At 33.8% G+C, this 19,086-nt stretch carries 19 protein-coding genes; 17 read left to right on the top strand and 2 right to left on the bottom strand.

Translation table 11 applies throughout. From position 1 onward, the window contains the following. Positions 1 to 8: 8 nt before the first annotated feature. Positions 9 to 1,358 (bottom strand): MATE family efflux transporter, encoded by a 1,350-nt coding sequence (locus tag ACFOZZ_RS04815; protein ID WP_376814835.1) that lies wholly within the window; start codon positions 1,356 to 1,358, stop codon positions 9 to 11. A gap of 138 nt (positions 1,359 to 1,496) precedes the next feature. Between ACFOZZ_RS04815 and ACFOZZ_RS04810 the strand changes: the two genes are divergently transcribed. The 17 genes from ACFOZZ_RS04810 (at position 1,497) to ACFOZZ_RS04730 (ending at position 18,418) form a co-directional block, all read left to right on the top strand. Then, positions 1,497 to 2,180: a response regulator transcription factor gene (locus ACFOZZ_RS04810; RefSeq protein ID WP_070101852.1), complete on the top strand. Its 684-nt coding sequence runs from the start codon at positions 1,497 to 1,499 to the stop codon at positions 2,178 to 2,180. Positions 2,181 to 2,192: 12 nt separating this feature from the next. Then, positions 2,193 to 3,299: a sensor histidine kinase gene (locus ACFOZZ_RS04805; RefSeq protein ID WP_278860583.1), complete on the top strand. Its 1,107-nt coding sequence runs from the start codon at positions 2,193 to 2,195 to the stop codon at positions 3,297 to 3,299. 101 nt (positions 3,300 to 3,400) lie between these two features. Continuing rightward, positions 3,401 to 4,171 carry a C39 family peptidase gene (locus ACFOZZ_RS04800; protein WP_376814834.1) on the top strand — a complete coding sequence of 257 codons (771 nt, stop codon included), beginning with the start codon at positions 3,401 to 3,403 and terminating at the stop codon, positions 4,169 to 4,171. A 142-nt stretch (positions 4,172 to 4,313) separates the two neighbouring features. Then, on the top strand, positions 4,314 to 5,060 hold the full coding sequence (locus ACFOZZ_RS04795; protein WP_278780766.1) for an alpha/beta hydrolase: 747 nt from the start codon (positions 4,314 to 4,316) through the stop codon (positions 5,058 to 5,060). 212 nt (positions 5,061 to 5,272) lie between these two features. Further along, on the top strand, positions 5,273 to 6,154 hold the full coding sequence (locus ACFOZZ_RS04790) for a helix-turn-helix domain-containing protein (protein WP_279079991.1): 882 nt from the start codon (positions 5,273 to 5,275) through the stop codon (positions 6,152 to 6,154). A gap of 2 nt (positions 6,155 to 6,156) precedes the next feature. Continuing rightward, on the top strand, positions 6,157 to 6,888 hold the full coding sequence (locus tag ACFOZZ_RS04785; RefSeq protein WP_376814833.1) for a type II CAAX prenyl endopeptidase Rce1 family protein: 732 nt from the start codon (positions 6,157 to 6,159) through the stop codon (positions 6,886 to 6,888). A 283-nt stretch (positions 6,889 to 7,171) separates the two neighbouring features. After that, complete coding sequence (locus ACFOZZ_RS04780) at positions 7,172 to 7,381, top strand: hypothetical protein (protein WP_279079989.1); 210 nt, start codon at positions 7,172 to 7,174, stop codon at positions 7,379 to 7,381. A 433-nt stretch (positions 7,382 to 7,814) separates the two neighbouring features. Beyond that, a complete protein-coding gene (locus tag ACFOZZ_RS04775; RefSeq protein ID WP_279079987.1) occupies positions 7,815 to 8,333 on the top strand; it encodes an SdpI family protein in 519 nt (172 codons plus the stop codon). 23 nt (positions 8,334 to 8,356) lie between these two features. Further along, positions 8,357 to 8,746: a hypothetical protein gene (locus tag ACFOZZ_RS04770; protein WP_278780771.1), complete on the top strand. Its 390-nt coding sequence runs from the start codon at positions 8,357 to 8,359 to the stop codon at positions 8,744 to 8,746. A 44-nt stretch (positions 8,747 to 8,790) separates the two neighbouring features. Beyond that, positions 8,791 to 8,928: a hypothetical protein gene (locus ACFOZZ_RS04765; protein ID WP_376814832.1), complete on the top strand. Its 138-nt coding sequence runs from the start codon at positions 8,791 to 8,793 to the stop codon at positions 8,926 to 8,928. Positions 8,929 to 9,066: 138 nt separating this feature from the next. Further along, a complete protein-coding gene (locus ACFOZZ_RS04760) occupies positions 9,067 to 9,390 on the top strand; it encodes a hypothetical protein (RefSeq protein WP_004613237.1) in 324 nt (107 codons plus the stop codon). Between the two features lie 585 nt (positions 9,391 to 9,975). After that, complete coding sequence (locus tag ACFOZZ_RS04755; protein WP_376814831.1) at positions 9,976 to 10,431, top strand: transposase; 456 nt, start codon at positions 9,976 to 9,978, stop codon at positions 10,429 to 10,431. A gap of 134 nt (positions 10,432 to 10,565) precedes the next feature. Further along, a complete protein-coding gene (locus tag ACFOZZ_RS04750; protein ID WP_278779236.1) occupies positions 10,566 to 10,790 on the top strand; it encodes a hypothetical protein in 225 nt (74 codons plus the stop codon). 350 nt (positions 10,791 to 11,140) lie between these two features. Next, positions 11,141 to 16,321, top strand: a complete 5,181-nt coding sequence (locus ACFOZZ_RS04745) for a discoidin domain-containing protein (RefSeq protein ID WP_376814830.1) — start codon at positions 11,141 to 11,143, stop codon at positions 16,319 to 16,321. A gap of 194 nt (positions 16,322 to 16,515) precedes the next feature. Then, entirely contained in the window at positions 16,516 to 16,809 is a 294-nt protein-coding gene (locus ACFOZZ_RS04740; protein WP_055232434.1) for a DUF2500 family protein, read from the top strand. An 83-nt stretch (positions 16,810 to 16,892) separates the two neighbouring features. Then, positions 16,893 to 17,360: a hypothetical protein gene (locus tag ACFOZZ_RS04735; protein WP_376814829.1), complete on the top strand. Its 468-nt coding sequence runs from the start codon at positions 16,893 to 16,895 to the stop codon at positions 17,358 to 17,360. Positions 17,361 to 17,578: 218 nt separating this feature from the next. After that, entirely contained in the window at positions 17,579 to 18,418 is an 840-nt protein-coding gene (locus ACFOZZ_RS04730; RefSeq protein ID WP_376814828.1) for a LytR/AlgR family response regulator transcription factor, read from the top strand. 10 nt (positions 18,419 to 18,428) lie between these two features. Here the strand turns inward: ACFOZZ_RS04730 and ACFOZZ_RS04725 are convergent, their stop codons facing one another. Beyond that, positions 18,429 to 19,085 (bottom strand): trimeric intracellular cation channel family protein, encoded by a 657-nt coding sequence (locus ACFOZZ_RS04725; protein ID WP_055235106.1) that lies wholly within the window; start codon positions 19,083 to 19,085, stop codon positions 18,429 to 18,431. Between the last annotated feature and the right edge of the window lies 1 nt (position 19,086).

The following is a 19,086-nucleotide window of genomic DNA, read 5'->3' as shown; positions in this document are numbered from 1 at the left end:
GAAGATGACTAAGCCATCTCACTATTGCCTTTTAATAATGCATGTATTTTTATTTTATATGATATATAAAGCAATACTGCTGCACCAGTCCATGCGAGTACTTCTGCAAGATAAATACCATTCTGACCTAAGAATATAGGGAAGATGAGGGCAACACCTACACGAATAACGAGTTCCACAATACCTGATACCATTGGTATAAATGTATTTTCCATTCCCTGTAGTGCACTTCTATATGAATGAAGCATATAAAGAATTGGTAGACATATTGCCATAATGAAGAGATATTTATAAGAAATAGTAAGTACCTTATTAATCTGATCAGGTGTACCTGAAATAAAGAGTAATAAGATATGCTTACCAAATAGAACCATTGAACCACCAATAATTACTGAAGTACAGAATGACAGGAAGGCAGCCTGTGCCACACCTTTTTTAATACGTTCATACTGTTTTGCACCAAGGTTCTGGCTATTAAATGTTGTAATGGCATAACCAAATGAAATAGCGGCTACTTCTAATAAACCATAGAGCTTATTTGTGGCAGTAAATCCTGCAATAAATAAGAATCCAAAACGATTGACTACTGACTGTACCATAATACCACCAACAGAAATAATGAGGTTCTGGAAGGCAAGAGGTGAACCTAACTGTAATAAGTTCTTGATGATCTTTTTTTCAAACTTAAATTTAGCGAGTTCTAACTTGAATGGTAATTCCTTCTTCAACATATAGAGACAGAATATTGCAGTTAAGAACTGTGCTAATAATGTCGCAATCGCAGCACCTGCAATACCCCAGTTAAATACCACTACAAATAATAAATCTAAACAGATATTTGTGATTGCTCCTCCAATCATTGCGAGTAATGGTGTACGGCTATCACCTAAAGAACGTAATATACTAGAAAAACAGTTATAAAACATTGTAATCGTCAAACCACCGGACATGATTCTTAAATACGTAATAGACCCCTGAATAACGTTAGATGGTGTATTTAATAGAGTTAATAATGGAACGATAGATAATTCTGCAAAAACTGTTGTAAGAATGGAAAAGAAAGCACATAAGAAGAAAATCATATGCATAGATCTTTTCATATTTTCATAATCTTCAGCGCCAAAAGTACGTGAGATACGAATAGAGAATCCCTGTGTAAAGCCCATTACTATTCCTAAAATAGCCCAGTTAATCCAGTCTGCAGCGCCTAGACTCGCCAAGGCATTAACACCTAAGAACTGTCCTACAATCATTGTATCTACCATTGTATATAATTGCTGCAAGATATTACCTAACATAAGTGGTAATGCGAATAAGAATATAAGCTTTAATGGTTTCCCTTTAGTCATGTTCTTCATGTTTATTTCCCTCCACACAATGCGACTATCATATCATATTATTTATGACTAACTCTAGAGGGATTTTTCAATAATTAAGAAAGTATTAATAATTGATAGGAATGTAAATGATATAATGGTACATAAGAGGGGATATTTATGAATATATTAGTTGTAGATGATGAAAAAGAGATTACAGATTTAATACAAATCTATTTAGAAAATGAGAATTTTACTGTATATAAGTACTATTCTAGTCAGGATGTATTAAGAGATATTGATGATTTAAAGATTGATTTAGCTATCTTAGATGTAATGATGCCTGATATGGATGGTTTTTCTTTATGTAATACAATAAGAAGAAAGTATAAGTTTCCTATTATTTTTGTGACCGCAAAGGTAGAGGATATTGATAAAATCAATGGTTTAAGTATTGGTGCAGATGATTATGTCACAAAGCCATTCCAGCCATTAGAACTTGTTGCACGAGTCAAAGCACAGCTAAGACGTTATAAGAATTATAATGAAAAAGAAGAAAAGAATGAAATAGATTTTAGAGGAATACGTATTAATAATGATACAAGAGAATTCTATTTTAATGAAAAGAAGATAGAACTGACTAAAACAGAATTTGCGATATTATGGGAATTATGTGTTCATAAAGGAAATGTTGTAAAGAGTGATGACTTGTTTTTAAAGGTCTGGGGAGAAGATTATTATAAGAGAGATAATAATACAATCATGGTGCATATTAGACACTTACGTGAAAAGATGCATGATGGTGGAAGAAATCCTAAATATATAAAGAAAGTTTATGGAGTAGGCTATAAGATTGAAAAATAAAGGATGGATGATATGGAAACTAATACGATCTTAAAGAAGATTTATAAACGTACACTACTACAATATATAGCTTATACAGTAGGACTGTTAGTTGTTTTTGTATTGGCAGTCTATTTGGCTGCTTTTTTTGATTTTCAATGGGTCTATGATCTTGATTCTAATATTTATACGTTTCTAGCGTTCTTTTATAATATTGTGAAGAATCCACTCTCGCTTCTGTTGTTTTTATTAATCTATATAGTGATTTCTTTTGCGTTTATGATTCATCATCTTTATAAACAGACGTCCTATTATATGGATGCATTGACTCATGCATCTCATGAATTAATAGATAAGAGTGTAGACTATATCACATTACCAGAAGAACTTTATGATATAGAAAGACGATTTAATGAACTAAAGAGTGAATCAATAAAGAATGAGAGACTTGCAAGAGAGAGTGAACAGAAGAAGGATGAACTCATTGTTTACTTAGCTCATGATATTAAAACACCATTGACTTCTATGATTGGTTACTTATCTTTATTAGATGAAATTAAAGATATGCCTGATACTCAAAGAGAGAAGTATATTAATGTTGCATTAGATAAATCTTATCGCTTAGAAGATCTCATTAATGAATTATTTGAAGTAGCTCGTTATAATTCGGAAAAGATTATTTTAGAAAAAGAAGATTTAGATATTCGTCTGATGCTCGAACAAATTGTTGATGATTTCTATCCTGTCCTAGTAGAACAGGAAAAGAATATTCATCTTAATCAAGATGAAGATATCACATTATATGGTGATGCGGATAAACTTAGCAGAGTCTTTAGTAATGTGATTAAGAATGCGATTAGCTATAGTAAGGATCATACTGATATCAATATTGATGTTCATAGTATGCATGATGATGTCATTATTAAAGTCATCAATAAAGGAAAAGAGATACCTCAAGAAAAATTGAATCGTATATTTGAGAACTTTTATCGTTTAGATTCAGCACGTAATTCAAAAAAAGGTGGAAGTGGTTTAGGTCTCGCTATTGCCAAGGAAATAGTGGAACTTCACCATGGTTCTATCTTTGCATCAAGTAATAAGGAAGAAACAGTCTTCACAATTACTCTTCCTAAAAATTAAGGAGTTCATAAGAATTCTATAAGAATGTATTAAAGAAGCATCTTCGTTTGTATTGGTAAAATACAAGTAATGAAGATGCTTTTTTAAGGAGATGAAAACATATGAAAAAAATAATCATTGTATTACTTTGTGTATTCTCAATTCTTATAGGTCATATAGCTTATAATATAAGTGGTGGTGCAAGTGGACTAAGAGAAGATATTGGTTTAGAAATAAAAGCGCGTTCTAATCCTAAACTACGTACTATATTAAATAATAAGAATCAATATCCTGATGCAATGATTCAATCACTTTATCGTAATGAAGAACTTATTGATTTTGTTTACAACTATCCAAGTAAAAAAGGACATGTTTATACAGATACAATAGGTCCAGTCACAAAAGGACGTTATCCTCTCTTACTTCAATATGATCAAAGATGGGGCTATGGAAAGTATGGATATAATGTGATTGGCATGAATGGCTGTGGTCCTACGAGTACTGCAATGATTATTGCAGGATTAACAGGAAGAAATAACATTACCCCTTTTGATGTGGCATCATATGCATATAGTCATGGCTATTATCAAGATGGAACATCCTGGTCTTTCTTTACTGAAGGTATGAAACATTATGGTATTTATGGAAGAAACATTCCCCTCTCTTATTCTTCTATGAAGAATGAAATCATGAATGGAAGACCTCTTATATGTAGTATGAAACCAGGAGACTTTACTACTACAGGACATCTTATTGTGATTAGAGGAATGAAGCAGGGGATGTTTATTGTGAATGATCCTAACTCTATAAAAAGAAGTAATCGTTTATGGAGTTACGATACTCTTTCTAAACAGATTAGAAATATGTGGTCATTCTCAAGACAACATTATTAAGAATAAAGTCTTGGGAAAGATAGATGGAATGGCTCTCAACAAGGAACTTAAAAGGGAAAATACGGATAGTTGGATGTGAATGAAAGATTGTGCTATTATTGGGGGTGCAATAAATTGGAAATTTACAGCGAGGTGAAAGAGGTTGAATTATGTAGAATATGGAAAAGAAAACAGCGATGTAATTATCCTCTTACACGGAGGCGGTTTATCATGGTGGAATTACAAAGAGGTTGCTGAAAGACTTCAAACAGATTATCATGTGGTTTTGCCTATATTAGATGGTCATGCAGGATGTGATAAGCAGTTTACAACGATAGAGAATAATGCTTTGGATATTATAGAATTTGTAAATAACAAATTGGGCGGTTCTGTTTTAATGATGGGAGGACTATCGCTTGGAGGGCAGATTTTGCTTGAAATTTTATCTCAACGCAAAGATATATGTAAGTATGCAATAGTGGAAAGTGTACTTGTGATACCTTCAAAATTTACATATTCTATGATTAAACCGGCGTTTGGAAGTTGCTATGGCTTAATAAAGTATAAGTGGTTTTCAAAATTGCAATTCAAATCATTACGAATAAAGTCGAATTTGTTTGATGAATATTACAAAGATACTTGTGCTATTAGAAAAAGTGATATGATTGCCTTTTTACAGGAAAACTCAGTATATTCACTAAAAGATGGCATTGGAGAGTGTGAAGCAACCGTTCAAATTTATGTTGGAGAAAAAGAAAAGCAATCAATGAAAAAATCTGCTAAAATCATTCATGAAAAATTGCATGATAGTTTTATACAAGTTCTTCCTAATATGTATCATGGAGAGTTTTCAATAAATCACGCAGATGATTATGTGAGAAAACTATTAGAAATAGTAAAGCGAAGGTAACTTTCAGTCTTCAGCAGAGACTGAAAGTAACAGAAGATTTGAATTTGGCGATTGGATAAATTTATTTTTTGTTGTAAAAACCTTTATTTTAGGGCGTTGCTACGGAAAGTAGCAGAAAAATAGTGAAATTACAGCTAATGTTTCTTGTTTGGTAAAGGTTAATTTACTAATCTGTGAATGAAGTAAAACAAAAAGAAAACGGAGGTAGAAAAATGACTTTAGAAGAACAAATTAAACATTACAGAAAACAAGCTGGACTTTCACAGGAGAAGATGGCTGAGAAAATCGGTGTATCAAGACAAGCCATTACAAAGTGGGAAAATGGAACAGGAACACCGGATATTGCAAATCTGATGGCAATAGCAGATTTCTTCCAGATATCAGTTGATGAATTACTTTCGAATGATAAATTAGAGAAAAAGCAGTCTGATTACATTTATGAAAGTCGTACTGAATACGATATTGATGGTAAGAAGAATTTTGATATCAAGCTTGGTGGAGCATATGCTGTAGATTTAAAGGCATATCATGGAGAAAAAATTAAAGTCGCAATGTTTTCAAATGTCTATAAGAATCTTCTGGCAGATTATAAAGTAAAGATTGATGATATAAAAAACCGAATTGATATTGATCTTAACAGATTTAATGAAGCCAGTGAAGCAGATGCAAAGGAGAGTTTGGTCATTACTATTTTTATTCCAGTAAAATATATTGGAAAAATCGAATTATCAGTTAATGCAGGGACACTGAATATTACTGATATAGAAAATGAACATATTGAGGTAAATGGCAAACTTAGCGAAGTTACCCTTCAGGGAAATAAAAGTGAAATTGAGATAGATTCAAATCTTGATATGCAGATCAGTGTTTTATCACATGAGGGTGCGCTTGAGATTAATCAGTTGTCAGCAACATCAAGACTTACAATTCCTGCAGATTATAGATTTAGAAGCACAAAAAAGGGAATAGCAACTCATATTTATTATGAGAGACAGGGCAAAAAGGTTGATGACTTTTCAGATGCCGAAGCAGACAATTACATTGAGCTCAATGGTATAAAGAGTGAGCTTGTGATTGCAGAGGCTGAGGTGTAGTCATGGAAAAGTATATATATCGACCGGTCAGATTCTATTTGATTACATTTGCCTGCACTTGGTTCTGGTGGCTATTTGCAATTTTACTTAATGAAGGGACGGGGCTTTATCTTGGAATGTTTCTTGGCTTGGTTTCACCTGCCGCGGTTGCCGTAGTAACTGTATTTACGTCTAAGAATAAAGCGCTCATTAATGATTTTAAGAAGAAACTGATTGGGTTTTATAGAATAAAACCAAAATATATATTAACTGCAGTGCTGATATTTGCTGTGATAGTGACGGCTTCAATCGGTACATCAGTATTATTTGGCGGCAGTATAAATCAGTTTTCATTTATAGAAGACTTTTCATTTTCTATAGGTGGTACGTCTGCATTTCTTACAGTTTTGTTGGCATCCTGCATAGAGGAGTTAAGTTGGAGAGGTTATGGGGAGGATGCTGTTGATGCATACAACAGCTGGTTTAAGGAGTCTATCATCTTTGGATGTATCTGGTCTTTGTGGCATGTGCCATTATTCTGGATACCTGGAACGTACCAGTATGGACTTAAAGAGATGGGAATCATGTATGTGATTAACTTTCTTCTTAGCGTGATACCACTTGATTTCCTTCAGACATGGGTATATGTAAAGAATAACAGAAGTATGCTTGCAACAATTATTTTTCATTTGTTTATAGATATTATGCAGGAAAAGATAAACATGACTCCTGAAACAAAATGTATAGAAACTTAATTTGTTGTTATTGCGGCAATTATAATTGTTGTTATAAATAAAGAAATGTTCTTTGAAACAAAGCATGTGGGTAATTTACTTGAAGAGAAAATTATGAATCGAGAGATAAATTTTAATTTAGCTAGGTTGAGAGGTTGCAATCAAAAATACATATATGAACTATCTAGAGAAAATCATAATATAGATGAGCTACCGGATGATTGGCAAGTTTATGAAAACTTTCTCCATTGTTCTAACATTTATAAGGCCAAAGAAATGAAAATAGGATATAGGAGATGGAAAAATGAAAATAACTAATGAAAAAATGAGAGATGAATTAACAAGATTGTATACTGATTATGCAAGAGAAAGAGAAAAAATAGAAAAAGAAGCTAAAGAAAATGGAGAGTGGTTGGAAATTGGACTTGATTCTAATCAGCACTTATTTAAGAAACTAAATGACGAAGTGAAGAAAAAAGAAAAAATGATCATATTAAAATATAGTAAAAAATAGAATTCTTAAAAATCAAGTAGTGGTAAAACAGCATATAATGGAAAAGGTATTTCTGTTGGTTATCTAGATAAGGATGACTGTTATCAATACCAGGTATTAAGATTCTATAAATGATAGTTGATTATTATTTGAATTATGCTTACAATAAACCTAGACAGGAGTATTCCTTCGCCCATATTGGCGGGGGTGATACTCCTGTTTTATAATGAGATAAATATTATAATATAGTTAGTAAAAACAATTGTAGATAAGAAATGGTATAATACTTATATAGGAAAGTTCTTTTTCTGTATCTATATAAAAGATAAGAAGATGTAAAGGAGAAAGAACTTAATCAACAAGAAGGTAAATCTATTATGAAAAACGAATAGGTTTTGTTTGAAACAGCAGATAAAGAAATTAAACTTAATGTGCCTGTTAATAATGATATCGTGTGGTTGAATTATTTGAGAGACATGTCAAGACGCTAGGTAAGCATATTAAGGATGCATTGAAAGAAGAATTGAATCGTTCAGTTGTCGCAAGTTTTGCGACAACTGCTTCTATTAATGATATAAGACAAATGCAAAAGGAGGTATATCTTATGTATGTATTGTTTTTTTGTAACTTGTTGATTCCTGTTGTTGTGATTGTAACAGGAAGAATCATGTGGAAACATTATCCCAAAAAAATAAATGGTTTGGTAGGATACAGAACAACGCGTTCAATGAAGAATATGGATACATGGAAATTTGCGAATGAGCACTGTGGAAGACTTTGGTATAAGATGGGGTTATTCATGCTTGCTTTTTCAGTTCTTGTTTCTGTATTACTATTACGTACTAATGACAATACATATAGTATGATTTCTCTTATCTTTGTCCTATTGCAATGTATTATTCTAATTGTATCCATTATTCCAACAGAACTTGCTTTAAAAAAGATGTTTTATGAAGATGGAACAAGAAAGTAAATCAAAATGAGAGGTGATAAAAATTGGAATTAAACATCAACTCGCCTGCTTATTTTACTCAGCAATATGGCGTGAATGAAGGTGTATACTACTATTGTAAAAAATGTCATGAATACTTCAAAGATAAGGAATATAGCGAGATTTTGAAAGTAATTGGTATATGTCCTCAATGTGCTCCAAAGGATTTGTATCAAAAGGGAATGTGGAAAGAAAAGGTTAGATTTATTGGAAATGGAAGTTGTGCCAGCGTTGATATTAGAATAGATTTTGACCAATATTATAATGCGACAGATGAGGAAAAAGTTATTATTATTAGAAATACTATTATAAGAGCAGTAAAAAAAGTCAAAACCAAAGGCAAGTTTGATTATGAAAGGTTTTGCCAAGATTTACAGAATGTCACAAAAAACTAATTATTGATATAGCTTCAAGTTTACAAGTTAAAGGAGGATAAACCATGTATAAATATGCATATGAAACCATAAGTTGTAATAATGATATCATATTGACGGAGCAAACAGCTTCCACTTATTATGATCATTTTCAACCCCCAACTGATGAAGAAGGTGAAGTTATAGTAGTCGAGGGATATTAATATTGTGGTTTTAAGCATGGAAATTTTACTAGATGATATGCTATCTTTTCGATAGGCGATGAAGTATAATGAAGATGACAACAAAATTGGAATTTATCAGAAAATGAGGAATAGTTGAAATGGAGGCGCTTTAATAACATGAAGATTGAAGGGAACCAGAAAGAACTGGATGCAATGGTAGAATTTCATAAGGGAAACCGTGTCGAGGGGCTGAGATTGCAAGAAGAATTTGCAGCGGAATTTCGTAAGGAGTATAAAGACAAAGATCACTGTCCTTGCCTGAAAGCCTGTCGTTATCACGGAAACTGTAAGGAATGTGTAGCAATCCACAGAGCGCATCAGGAACATGTTCCTAATTGTATGCGACCATTGATTAATAAAAAATTGAAATTGATGTCAGAATTAACAGAGCATACCTTGGCAAATGAAATAGAAGCCCCACATGAAATTTTAAGAAAATAGGCAAGTTAAAATTTCAGTTTGACGATTTGATGCTTGACAAGTGAATTATAATAAGAAGAAAGAGACATTGACCTTGGTACGTTGATATCTCTTTTTTTGTGAAAGGAAAGTCTACTCTGCAATCCTCCATAAAATGAAGAGTAGTCTAATCCAATACCCGGATGGAGGGGGGCGTCTCCTGTATTTAGGGGATGCAACCGTTGTATTGTATCAAAATGGTGGTTACGATGGACCCCTGCAAATGCGGCTGGCACGGTCGCCCCAGCGGTCACTGCATAGACCTGATTTGTTTACCCATACACCGGCATATGATTTATTCCCATGTACTGCGGACATTCAAGCCATTGTCTCGACCCATATGGAGACGGTATGTCTTCTGTCACGAAACAAGTAAAAAGGTACAGAAACAGGCTTAAAATAAGGGATTCTGAGAGATTTGCAGTTTTTGGCAGTCTCCCGGAATCCCTTTTTCGTGTTTTGACAATCGTGGCATAGTCTGCCTTTTGATACGTCTATTCAGGATGTGATAAGGATGATATTGAAGAATTAATCCTTCAGAGATTCATCAAGAAATTAAAAGAAGATATGGCAGAAGCTGAAAGAACCATTGGCGAAATGATCAAGCTGGCACAGGAACTACCTGACTTTAGAATAATCAAATCTATTCCAGGCATTGGAGATAACCTAGCTGCACGTATTATTGCAGAACTAGGTGATATGACAAGATTCAAAAAGAAGAATGAACTAGTAGCCTTTGCCGGACTAGATTCAAGAATCAGTGAAAGTGGACAGAATGACGGGGATCATATGCACATCACTAAAAAAGGCAATAAACGATTAAGGTGTCTATTATATCTGGCTGTAACGTGTTCTATAAGGCTTAAGAGAGATGATAATAGTATTAAGGATTTCTATATAAAGAAAAAGCAGCAATCAAACCCGATGTATTCGAAAGCTGCCAAGACTGCATGTGCCAGTAAATTAGTACGAATAATTTATAGCATATGCAAAACTGGTGAGTTATACCAGTACAACAAATAACAACGAGATTATACACCTAAACCACCCTGAAAAAAAGTGCTTTTTCTTCAGGGGTTTTCAGCGTGCAATAAAAGCCATGAAAAATTACCGATTATTTTTTTGAATTTTTACTTGATTTCTATTATCCAATTTTTGTGGATAAGGCAAGTAAGTATCATGACGAGGCACTTACATATACAAAAAAACTTATTAAAGCAAACTACAATAAAGCAACGGATGCAGAGATTGATACATTATTCAAAGAAGCAAAAGATAAATCAAGTAGTGGTAAAACAGCATATAATGGAAAAGGTATTTCTGTTGGTTATCTAGATAAGGATGACTATTATCAATATCAGATATTAAGATTCTATAAATGATAGTTGATTATTGTTTGGATTGTGTTTCTAATAAGCCTAGAAGGAGTGTCCTCTGCCCATATATGTCGGGATGTGCTCCTTTTTTTTTAACACACCGTGAACAAGAACTCCTCACCTTTATATGAAATATAGGTGGGAGATGAATTGCGGTAAACACCTAAAATAATTTCTAAAATAATTGTTATGAAAAACTTGATGTAAGAGGTTAAATGAACTATACTCTTACATGAGATGGATTGTTACTTTAAGTAGGCAAGACCAGACACATTTAAGCATGCGCTGCATCATGTCTTTTTGTGTTTGGTCTTTTTTTATTGGAGGACAATCAATCAGAAAGGAAAGTGAAAATCGTGGGAAGATTAAAGAAAGTCGTAGCTGCATTATTTAGTGCGAGTATGATTATTTCTAGCTGGAGTATGACTCTTGTCCATGCAGATACAATCACAAATATTGCATTAAATAAGAAAGTTACAACAAGTTATGCATGTTCTGGATTTGGTGCTGAAAAAGCAGTGGATGGTGATAAGTCGTCACGCTGGGCAACTGAATTTGGTGAACATGCTGCGACTAACCATTGGATTGATGTGGATTTAGGTGCACAGTCTACGATTTCATCTTTTAATATCCATTTTGAGAATCCTAAGGATGGCAATGCTCTTCAAAGAGTACGTAAATTCAAGATTGAAGGATCACTCAATGGTTCATCTTATGCATTGATTCATAATTCAGCAGATAAACCAGAAGGATTTGGCGTAGATGAAGTAGTAACACTTGATACACCTGTACAGTATCGTTATGTAAGATTAACTGTAGAAAAATTACGTGATGGTGCTTATCCAAGTATTTCAGTGGCAGAATTTGAAGTCATGGGTACTCAGGAAAAGACTGAGACACCTACGAATGTCAATTTAGCGTTAAACAAGAATGTTGTAGTAAGTGCAGAGTATCCTACACTCCCTAAGAAAAACCTCACAGATGGTAATGAAAGTACAAGATGGTCTACAGAAGGCGCTCCAGTGCAGTGGTTCTATGTAGATCTAGGTAAGTCTGAGTCTTTCAATCAGTTAAAGATGGTTTGGGAAAGTAATGATGTGTATGCAGGTTCTTATAATATCTATGCTTCAGATGATCATACAAATTGGGGTGAAGCTATTGTAAAAAGAACAGGTAACAAGAAACGTACTTCTGTAGAATACTTATCTGGTGCTAAAAAAGCACGTTATGTAAAAGTTGAAGTGACAAAGATGGAAGGGTACGACAGTGTATCATGCTGTGAATTTGAAGTATTGAATTCATCAGATAAAGCACCTCAAAACCCTACAGAAAACGTTGCATTCAATAAGCCAGCAGTGGCTTCTTCAGTTGAAGGTGGTACTTCATTTACAGCAGGTAAAGCGTTTGATGGTAATACTAAGGGAACATCACGCTGGGCATCTGGTGTAAAGAATGCACCTCATTGGATTTATGTGGATCTTGAAGATGTATTAGATGTCAAGACTGTACGCCTAACTTGGGAAACAAGAAAAGCGACAAAGTATAGAATCCAGTATGCAACTGAACTAGACAAGTGGACAGATGCAAAAGTATTTAACAGCCGTCCTGCTAATAAGACTCAGAAGATTGTCTTAGATAAAGCGGTGAAGGCACGTTATGTACGCTTGTATATTGATGCAGTGGATCCATTAGATCCAGATACTGGCATTAACTGGAATAATATTTCTGTTTATGAAATGGAAGTATATGGTGGAGAACCAACAGTTGATGTGAATGAAATAATGGATTCTATTACAGTAGCAGAAGTGAAGAAGGGTGATAAGAAGGTTAATGTAACTCTTCCAGAATCTGAAGATTATACAATTACATTCAATGGTGCTGATTATGAACAGCTTGTTGGTGATGATTTGACTATCTATCAGCCTTTAGTTGATACAACTGCTACTTTATCTTTCAAAGCAACAAATAAGAAAGATAAGAATGATTATTTATTTAAAGAAATTGCAGTGAATATTCCTGGTAAATATAACGTCGAACAGGGAGATAATGCAGCCCCTATCGTATTACCAGAATTAAGAGAATGGAAAGGTCATACAGGTACATTCAACTTTAATAAGAATGGTCGTATTGTGGTGCGCAATTCTAAATTGAATGAAATGGCAAAAACATTCCAGAGTGATTTAAAGGAAATCACAGGATCTAAGTTAGATATCGTTACAAGCGGTGAAACAAAAGCAGGAGATATCGTTCTTGATCTTGTAGATAAGAAAGAAAACTTAGGCTTAGATAAGGAAGGTTATATTTTAGAAATTGGTGATACTGTATCAGTAAAAGCTGAACAAGAAACAGGTGCTTTCTGGTCTACACGTACTATTTTACAGATCTTAAAGCTTAATAAGCTCACTATGCCTAAGGGTGTGACAAGAGATTATCCACTTTATTCTGTCAGAGGTTTTATTCTTGATGTAGGACGTAAGACATTTACTATGGATAATCTAACAATGTTGATGAAGGAAATGTCTTGGTATAAGTTGAATGACTTCCAGGTACATTTAAATGATAATGTCATTCCTCTAGAGAACTACTCTAATGCAGGTAAGGACCCTATGACAGCTTATTCTGGATTCCGTCTTGAATCTGATATCAAGAAGGGTGGTAAGAACCAGGCTGATTTAACAAGTACAGATGTATTCTATACTAAGAAGGCATTTAGAAATTTCATTAAACAGTCAAGAATGTATGGGGTAAATATTGTTCCTGAAATTGATACACCAGCGCATTCTCTTGCTCTTACTAAGGTACGTCCTGACTTACGTGCTGGTACTTATGGTCGTGACAATGACCATTTGAACTTAGTAACTAAGTATGATGAATCAGTGGCTTTTGTACAGGAAATCTTTGGTGAATATATGAATGGTTCTGATCCAGTCTTTGATTCTAAGACAACTGTACATATTGGTGCGGATGAATATACAAAGGATCCAAATGCATATCGTCGCTTCTGTAACGATATGATTGATTATGTAGAAAACTCAGGACGTAAAGCACGTCTATGGGGAAGTTTATCAAGTCTTAAGGGTAATGTAACTGTAAAGGCGCAGAATGTAGAAATGAACTTATGGAACTACGGCTGGGCTAATATGGATAAGATGTACGAAGAAGGCTTTGACCTTATTAACTGTAATGATGGTAACTATTACATCGTACCAAATGCAGGGTACTACTATGACTATTTGAATAATTCAACAGTATATAACTTACCAATCAATGAAGTGGGTGGTAAGCATATTCCTGCTGGTGATAAACAGATGCTTGGTGGTTCTTTTGCAGTATGGAATGATATGACAGATTACCTCAATAATGGTATTACTGAATATGATGTTTATGATCGTATTCAGGCATCTGCTGCATTATTTGGTGCTAAGCTTTGGGGTAAAGGATCATTAACTCAGAGTCAGGCAGAAAATGCAGCGAGCTTATTAGGAGATGCACCTGGTACCAACTTTGCCTATAATGTAGAAGACAAAGATGGTGTATTTGAAGTCATCGACAATAACACTTCATATAGGGGTGTGAATGCAGATGTAGAAGATGTTGATTATAAGAAGGCTGTTCATTTATTGGGCGACTCTTCATATGTAGAAACTAAGCTTCATACAACTGTAGGATTAAACAATAGCTTAAGATTCAAGGTAAAACGTACTTCATCTTCAATTGATAAAGACCAGATCCTATTTGAATCAAGTTATGGTTCTATCAAAGGTGTTCAAAAGGGTACAGGTAAAGTAGCTATCTCAAGAGAAAACTTTGATATTACTTTTGATTATTCACTTCCAGTAGGACAGTGGGTTGAAATTGAAATCAAGAACCCAGATAACGGACGTAATCGCAAGTATGCTGAATTATATGTTAATGGCAAGCTTGTAGACCGTAAGGGTGATGATGAAAAGGTTGAAGGTAACAAACTTATTGCAACTACAATGATTCCATTTGAAAGAGTGGGAAGTAAAACACATGCTTTTGTGGGTTATATTGATGATATTGTGCTTGCAAAGAATAAGGACTATGCTTCAACGAGTGAATTAGATAACACATTATTGATCTTACATGCATTAGAAGCAGATAAGAAAGTAGATGCTTCTAAGAAGGATGCAATAAGATCATTAATCAAAGAAGGAGAGGCTCTTACTTGTCAGGCTGATCCAGATGCTGCGCGTATTGCGGATGTTGTAAAACGTATGAAAGATTTGCTTGCGACAGTGACTTATAAGAAGGCTGATTATAGTGCAATTGAAGCTATTCTTGCAAAAATTCCTAACACTGATTTGACTAAGATCTATACAAAGGATTCTTTGGATGCTTTAGAAACAGCTAAGAACAATATTGTATATGATTTACCAAGAGGTATGCAGTCTCAGGTTGATGCGTATGCAAAAGATTTGCAGAGTGCATTAGATCGACTTGCATTATTGGATATGGCTGATTTATATTACTATCAGGGTACGATGACAGGTACTGCTTCTTCACAGGAAACTGCAAATGAAAAAACGCCTGCTTCTAATGCTTTAGATGGTAACCCAGGTACATTCTGGCATACATTATGGAATGGTGCTTCCTTACCACACTGGTATATGATTACTATGGGTACAAATGAAAAGGTAGATGGACTTTATTATTTACCACGTAGTAATGCTGGTAATGGCACAGTGACTCAGTATAGTATCGAAGTAAGTACTGATGGGCAGACTTTCAAGAAAGTCAAAGAAGGTACACTTCCATTAAATGCAGAAGGTAAGTTAATCAGCTTTGATGCAGTTGATGCAAAGTATGTAAGATTTAATATCTTAGCAGCTAAGGGTGGATTTGGCAGCGCAGCTGAATTCAAGATTCATTATGTGCCAGCATCTACTGGAGCAGAAGAACTTGAAGCACTTGTTAAACATGCAGAAGGATTGGATCGTACACTTTATACTAAGGAATCATTAGAAAAGTTAGATACTGCATTAGAAAAGGCAAAAGCTGTATTAAAGAAGGAAGATGCTTCAGCAAATGAAATCAATGAAGCAAAGACAAATCTTTATAACGCTTTATTAAAGGATTTGATTGCGAAGACTCCTGTAATCAAGGAAGATGCTGATACTAAGGATTTAGAGGATTTAGTAGGTTCTATTGATAAGAATCAGAAGGATTATACAGAAGAAAGCTGGAATAAACTTCAGGATGCTTTAAAGAAGGCTCAGGATGTTTTAAATAAGGAAGAACCTGAGCAATCTGAAGTAGATGCAGCTTATAAGAATCTTAAAGATGCAATTGATGGATTAGAAAAGGTCAAAGATCCAGTCATTACACCGGACAAGCCATCTAAGCCAGATGAAAACAAACCTGGTGAAACAAAGCCTAGCGAATCTAAACCAAGTGAAGCTAAGCCAAATAAGAAACCGCAGACTAGTGATTTGACACCACTTGCAAGTGTATTCAGTTCTATCTTTGTATCATTGAGTGGTATTTATCTTGTGATGAGAAAGAAAGAGTATTAAGAATTAGAAAGGACTTCAAATGAAGTCCTTTTCTTAATGAAAAATACATATAAAAAACACACAGAGTCCATAACAATTACATATCTAAACACTATACTAGTTACTATTGAGGTGATAGGAATGGAATATTTATTTATTTTTTTAGAAAGCTTTTTTAAGACATCAAATGAAGAAGACTAGAATTGAGGCAGTTTATGGGAGTTGTATTTGTTTGTCTTGTTATAGTAGGTATGATCTGTATGGCTGATGCCAATACAATTATATGCTGGTTCAAGAATAATCGTGCACTAGTCCATATAATAGGGGCAAGTATACTTACAAAAGAATTGAATGAAAATAAGTATTATGTCTGTTTTGGATTAGAAGATGGCAGAATAAAAAGATTACTTGTTGATTATTATGTCTATTTATCTCTTACAGAAGGAGAAAAAGGCATATTGACTTATCAAGGGACAAGATTTATTAGATATGAAAGAGGTGGAGAATAATACTTTCTTCATCCCTTTTCTTAACGAAAATAAATCTAAGTGATGCATTGTTTGCGTAAGATAATTTCATAGATAGAAAATGGATGAAAGTGAAGAAGAGAAGTGTTAAGACCGCTTTAGAACTTATTGATGATGATATGGTTGTTGGTCTAGGAGGTGGGGAAACAATTGGCTATTTTGTTGAATATTTAAGTCATTCTCATAAAGATGTCAAGGTTGTTACACCTTTGTTTGCGGCAGAACAGGCGTGTATTCGGGCTGGACTTGAACTATTACCACTCTGGTCAGTCAATCGTGTTGATTTATCTTTTGGTGGTTGTGATGAAGTAGATCAAAATATAAATGCATTAAATAATTTCAAGAAAATGGCTGTTATCTCTCTCATGATGCATGCAAAACAGCCTAAACGTGGTCTTATTGCCTGTGAAAATGGATATATTGAAATCTATAACTATCCTAGAGGAGACCAGGCAGTGATTACTTGTTCCTCTGATGGACATAGTGAAAATAAAAAATGGAGAAACAAAAGCCGCTTTATTTTACAAAATTGAAGATATGGAGGATTATGTAAGTAATAAATATAGTAAAACATTAGATAATACAAGTAATGTCATGAAAATACTTACTAAAATCAGAAAACAATGGGGTATGATTTATCCATTTGAATAAATCAAAGAGAAAAAGATACTTTTCGTGCAATAAAAAAACCTTTTATACATACCATGAGACTTATAATATTATTTTTGGTAAATTATAAGTGGTGATAATTATGAGAAAAAAAGTGGTACAAGATTTAATTGAGACAAGTAGAGAAATTATTCAAGCTTTTTGGCATAAAGATGTGAACCTTTTAAGCCATTATCTAGACAATGATGTTTTTTATTGTGGTGCTGATCCAAGTCAATATTATTCAAGCAAGAATGAGCTAATGAATTATTTATATTCTGTAATGAATGATAGTTTAAAAAGTGAATTGACACATATTGATTTTCAATGCGTTTTTAATCAGCAGAACACATGTATTATTGTCGGTCGCTTTTTTCTTATGACAGATATGAATTCATTAGAAATGATTCATGAACAACAAAGATGTACACTCGTCTGGTCTATTGAAAAAGAAAAGGAAGGACGTATTGTTTATTTAAATACACCAGATCGTTTAGGACAGTTAGAAGACGGAGAGTTATTCCCTCATAAGATGGGATCTAGTACATATCATTACTATAAGGATATGGTTAAAAAGCTTATGGAGCCAGATAAAACAATTTTAGTGAATGATAAGAACAAGCATACATGTTTGATTCCTTTAAAAGATATTTATTATGTCATGGCATTCCAGCATAATACAGTACTTTATACAAATAAAGGTGAAATTACTTCAACAGTATCTTTTAATAAAATGGAAGAATTACTTGGTACACAGTTCTTCAAGATTCATAGAAGTTATACTATTAACAGAGATTATATTCGTTTATTTGGGCCTGATTATGTAGAACTTACAAATGGAGATAAGGTGCCAATGACAAAACGTAATCGTACACAATTAATTAATTCATTAATGAAGTATACAAATGTTCAATCAGGTATTGATGAAGATGAAAAAAAATAGGTCATTAGACCTATTTTTTGTTTTTGTCTCCACAGTAATCTATTGTTGGTAAATCCCATCGATAATGGGCTGCAAGTACTCTAATAAGTACAACAATAATAAAGCCTAATACAACTGCAGCATTGGTTTCCCCATATTTAATGAATAAACATGTAATGATGGCGCCAATGATTGAAGCGGAAGCATAGATCTGTTTTATACATACCTGAGGGAGTTCATTTGCGAGAACATCACGAATAATACCTCCCCCTACACCTGTCATAACACCTAGAAAGGCAGGAAGGAATATTCCGTGATGAACAGCCATACCTGCATTTACACCATCCATTGTGAAAGCGGCAAGGCCAAGAGTATCAAAGATAAATAATAATTGAGTCGTCAAAGATTCAATACTTTTGCTTGTTGTTTTCTTATGAAAATATAATATTAAAATAGTTGAGTTGGCAGTAACTAGTGCAATAATCACGAAGATTGGGTTTCTAAACATAACAGGGGGAGTAACACCGATTAGTACATCTCTTACCATCCCTCCACCTACTGCAGTACATAGTGCAAGAATATTAATTCCAAATAAATCCATCTTCTTTTTACTAGCAACCATCACACCAGAAATTGCGAAAGCAATAGTGCCAACAATATCCATGATTAAATTAAATGTTGCATTCATA

Origin of the sequence: Catenibacterium sp. GCM10023432, assembly GCF_042651925.1 — a bacterium.
GTDB classification, from domain to species: domain Bacteria; phylum Bacillota_I; class Bacilli_A; order Erysipelotrichales; family Coprobacillaceae; genus Catenibacterium; species Catenibacterium mitsuoka.
This window is presented reverse-complemented; position numbering and strand designations above follow the sequence as displayed.

Excerpts from the sequence above, each read along its gene's own strand:
- ACFOZZ_RS04755 (WP_376814831.1), top strand. The coding sequence starts at position 9,976 with ATGGCAGAAGCTGAAAGAACCATTGGCGAAATGATCAAGCTGGCACAG.
- ACFOZZ_RS04740 (WP_055232434.1), top strand. The coding sequence starts at position 16,516 with ATGGGAGTTGTATTTGTTTGTCTTGTTATAGTAGGTATGATCTGTATG.
- ACFOZZ_RS04780 (WP_279079989.1), top strand. The coding sequence starts at position 7,172 with ATGAAAATAACTAATGAAAAAATGAGAGATGAATTAACAAGATTGTAT.
- ACFOZZ_RS04815 (WP_376814835.1), bottom strand. The coding sequence starts at position 1,358 with ATGAAGAACATGACTAAAGGGAAACCATTAAAGCTTATATTCTTATTC.
- ACFOZZ_RS04730 (WP_376814828.1), top strand. The coding sequence starts at position 17,579 with ATGAGAAAAAAAGTGGTACAAGATTTAATTGAGACAAGTAGAGAAATT.
- ACFOZZ_RS04725 (WP_055235106.1), bottom strand. The coding sequence starts at position 19,085 with ATGAATGCAACATTTAATTTAATCATGGATATTGTTGGCACTATTGCT.
- ACFOZZ_RS04765 (WP_376814832.1), top strand. The coding sequence starts at position 8,791 with ATGTATAAATATGCATATGAAACCATAAGTTGTAATAATGATATCATA.
- ACFOZZ_RS04805 (WP_278860583.1), top strand. The coding sequence starts at position 2,193 with ATGGAAACTAATACGATCTTAAAGAAGATTTATAAACGTACACTACTA.
- ACFOZZ_RS04785 (WP_376814833.1), top strand. The coding sequence starts at position 6,157 with ATGGAAAAGTATATATATCGACCGGTCAGATTCTATTTGATTACATTT.
- ACFOZZ_RS04760 (WP_004613237.1), top strand. The coding sequence starts at position 9,067 with ATGAAGATTGAAGGGAACCAGAAAGAACTGGATGCAATGGTAGAATTT.
- ACFOZZ_RS04800 (WP_376814834.1), top strand. The coding sequence starts at position 3,401 with ATGAAAAAAATAATCATTGTATTACTTTGTGTATTCTCAATTCTTATA.
- ACFOZZ_RS04790 (WP_279079991.1), top strand. The coding sequence starts at position 5,273 with ATGACTTTAGAAGAACAAATTAAACATTACAGAAAACAAGCTGGACTT.
- ACFOZZ_RS04735 (WP_376814829.1), top strand. The coding sequence starts at position 16,893 with ATGAAAGTGAAGAAGAGAAGTGTTAAGACCGCTTTAGAACTTATTGAT.
- ACFOZZ_RS04810 (WP_070101852.1), top strand. The coding sequence starts at position 1,497 with ATGAATATATTAGTTGTAGATGATGAAAAAGAGATTACAGATTTAATA.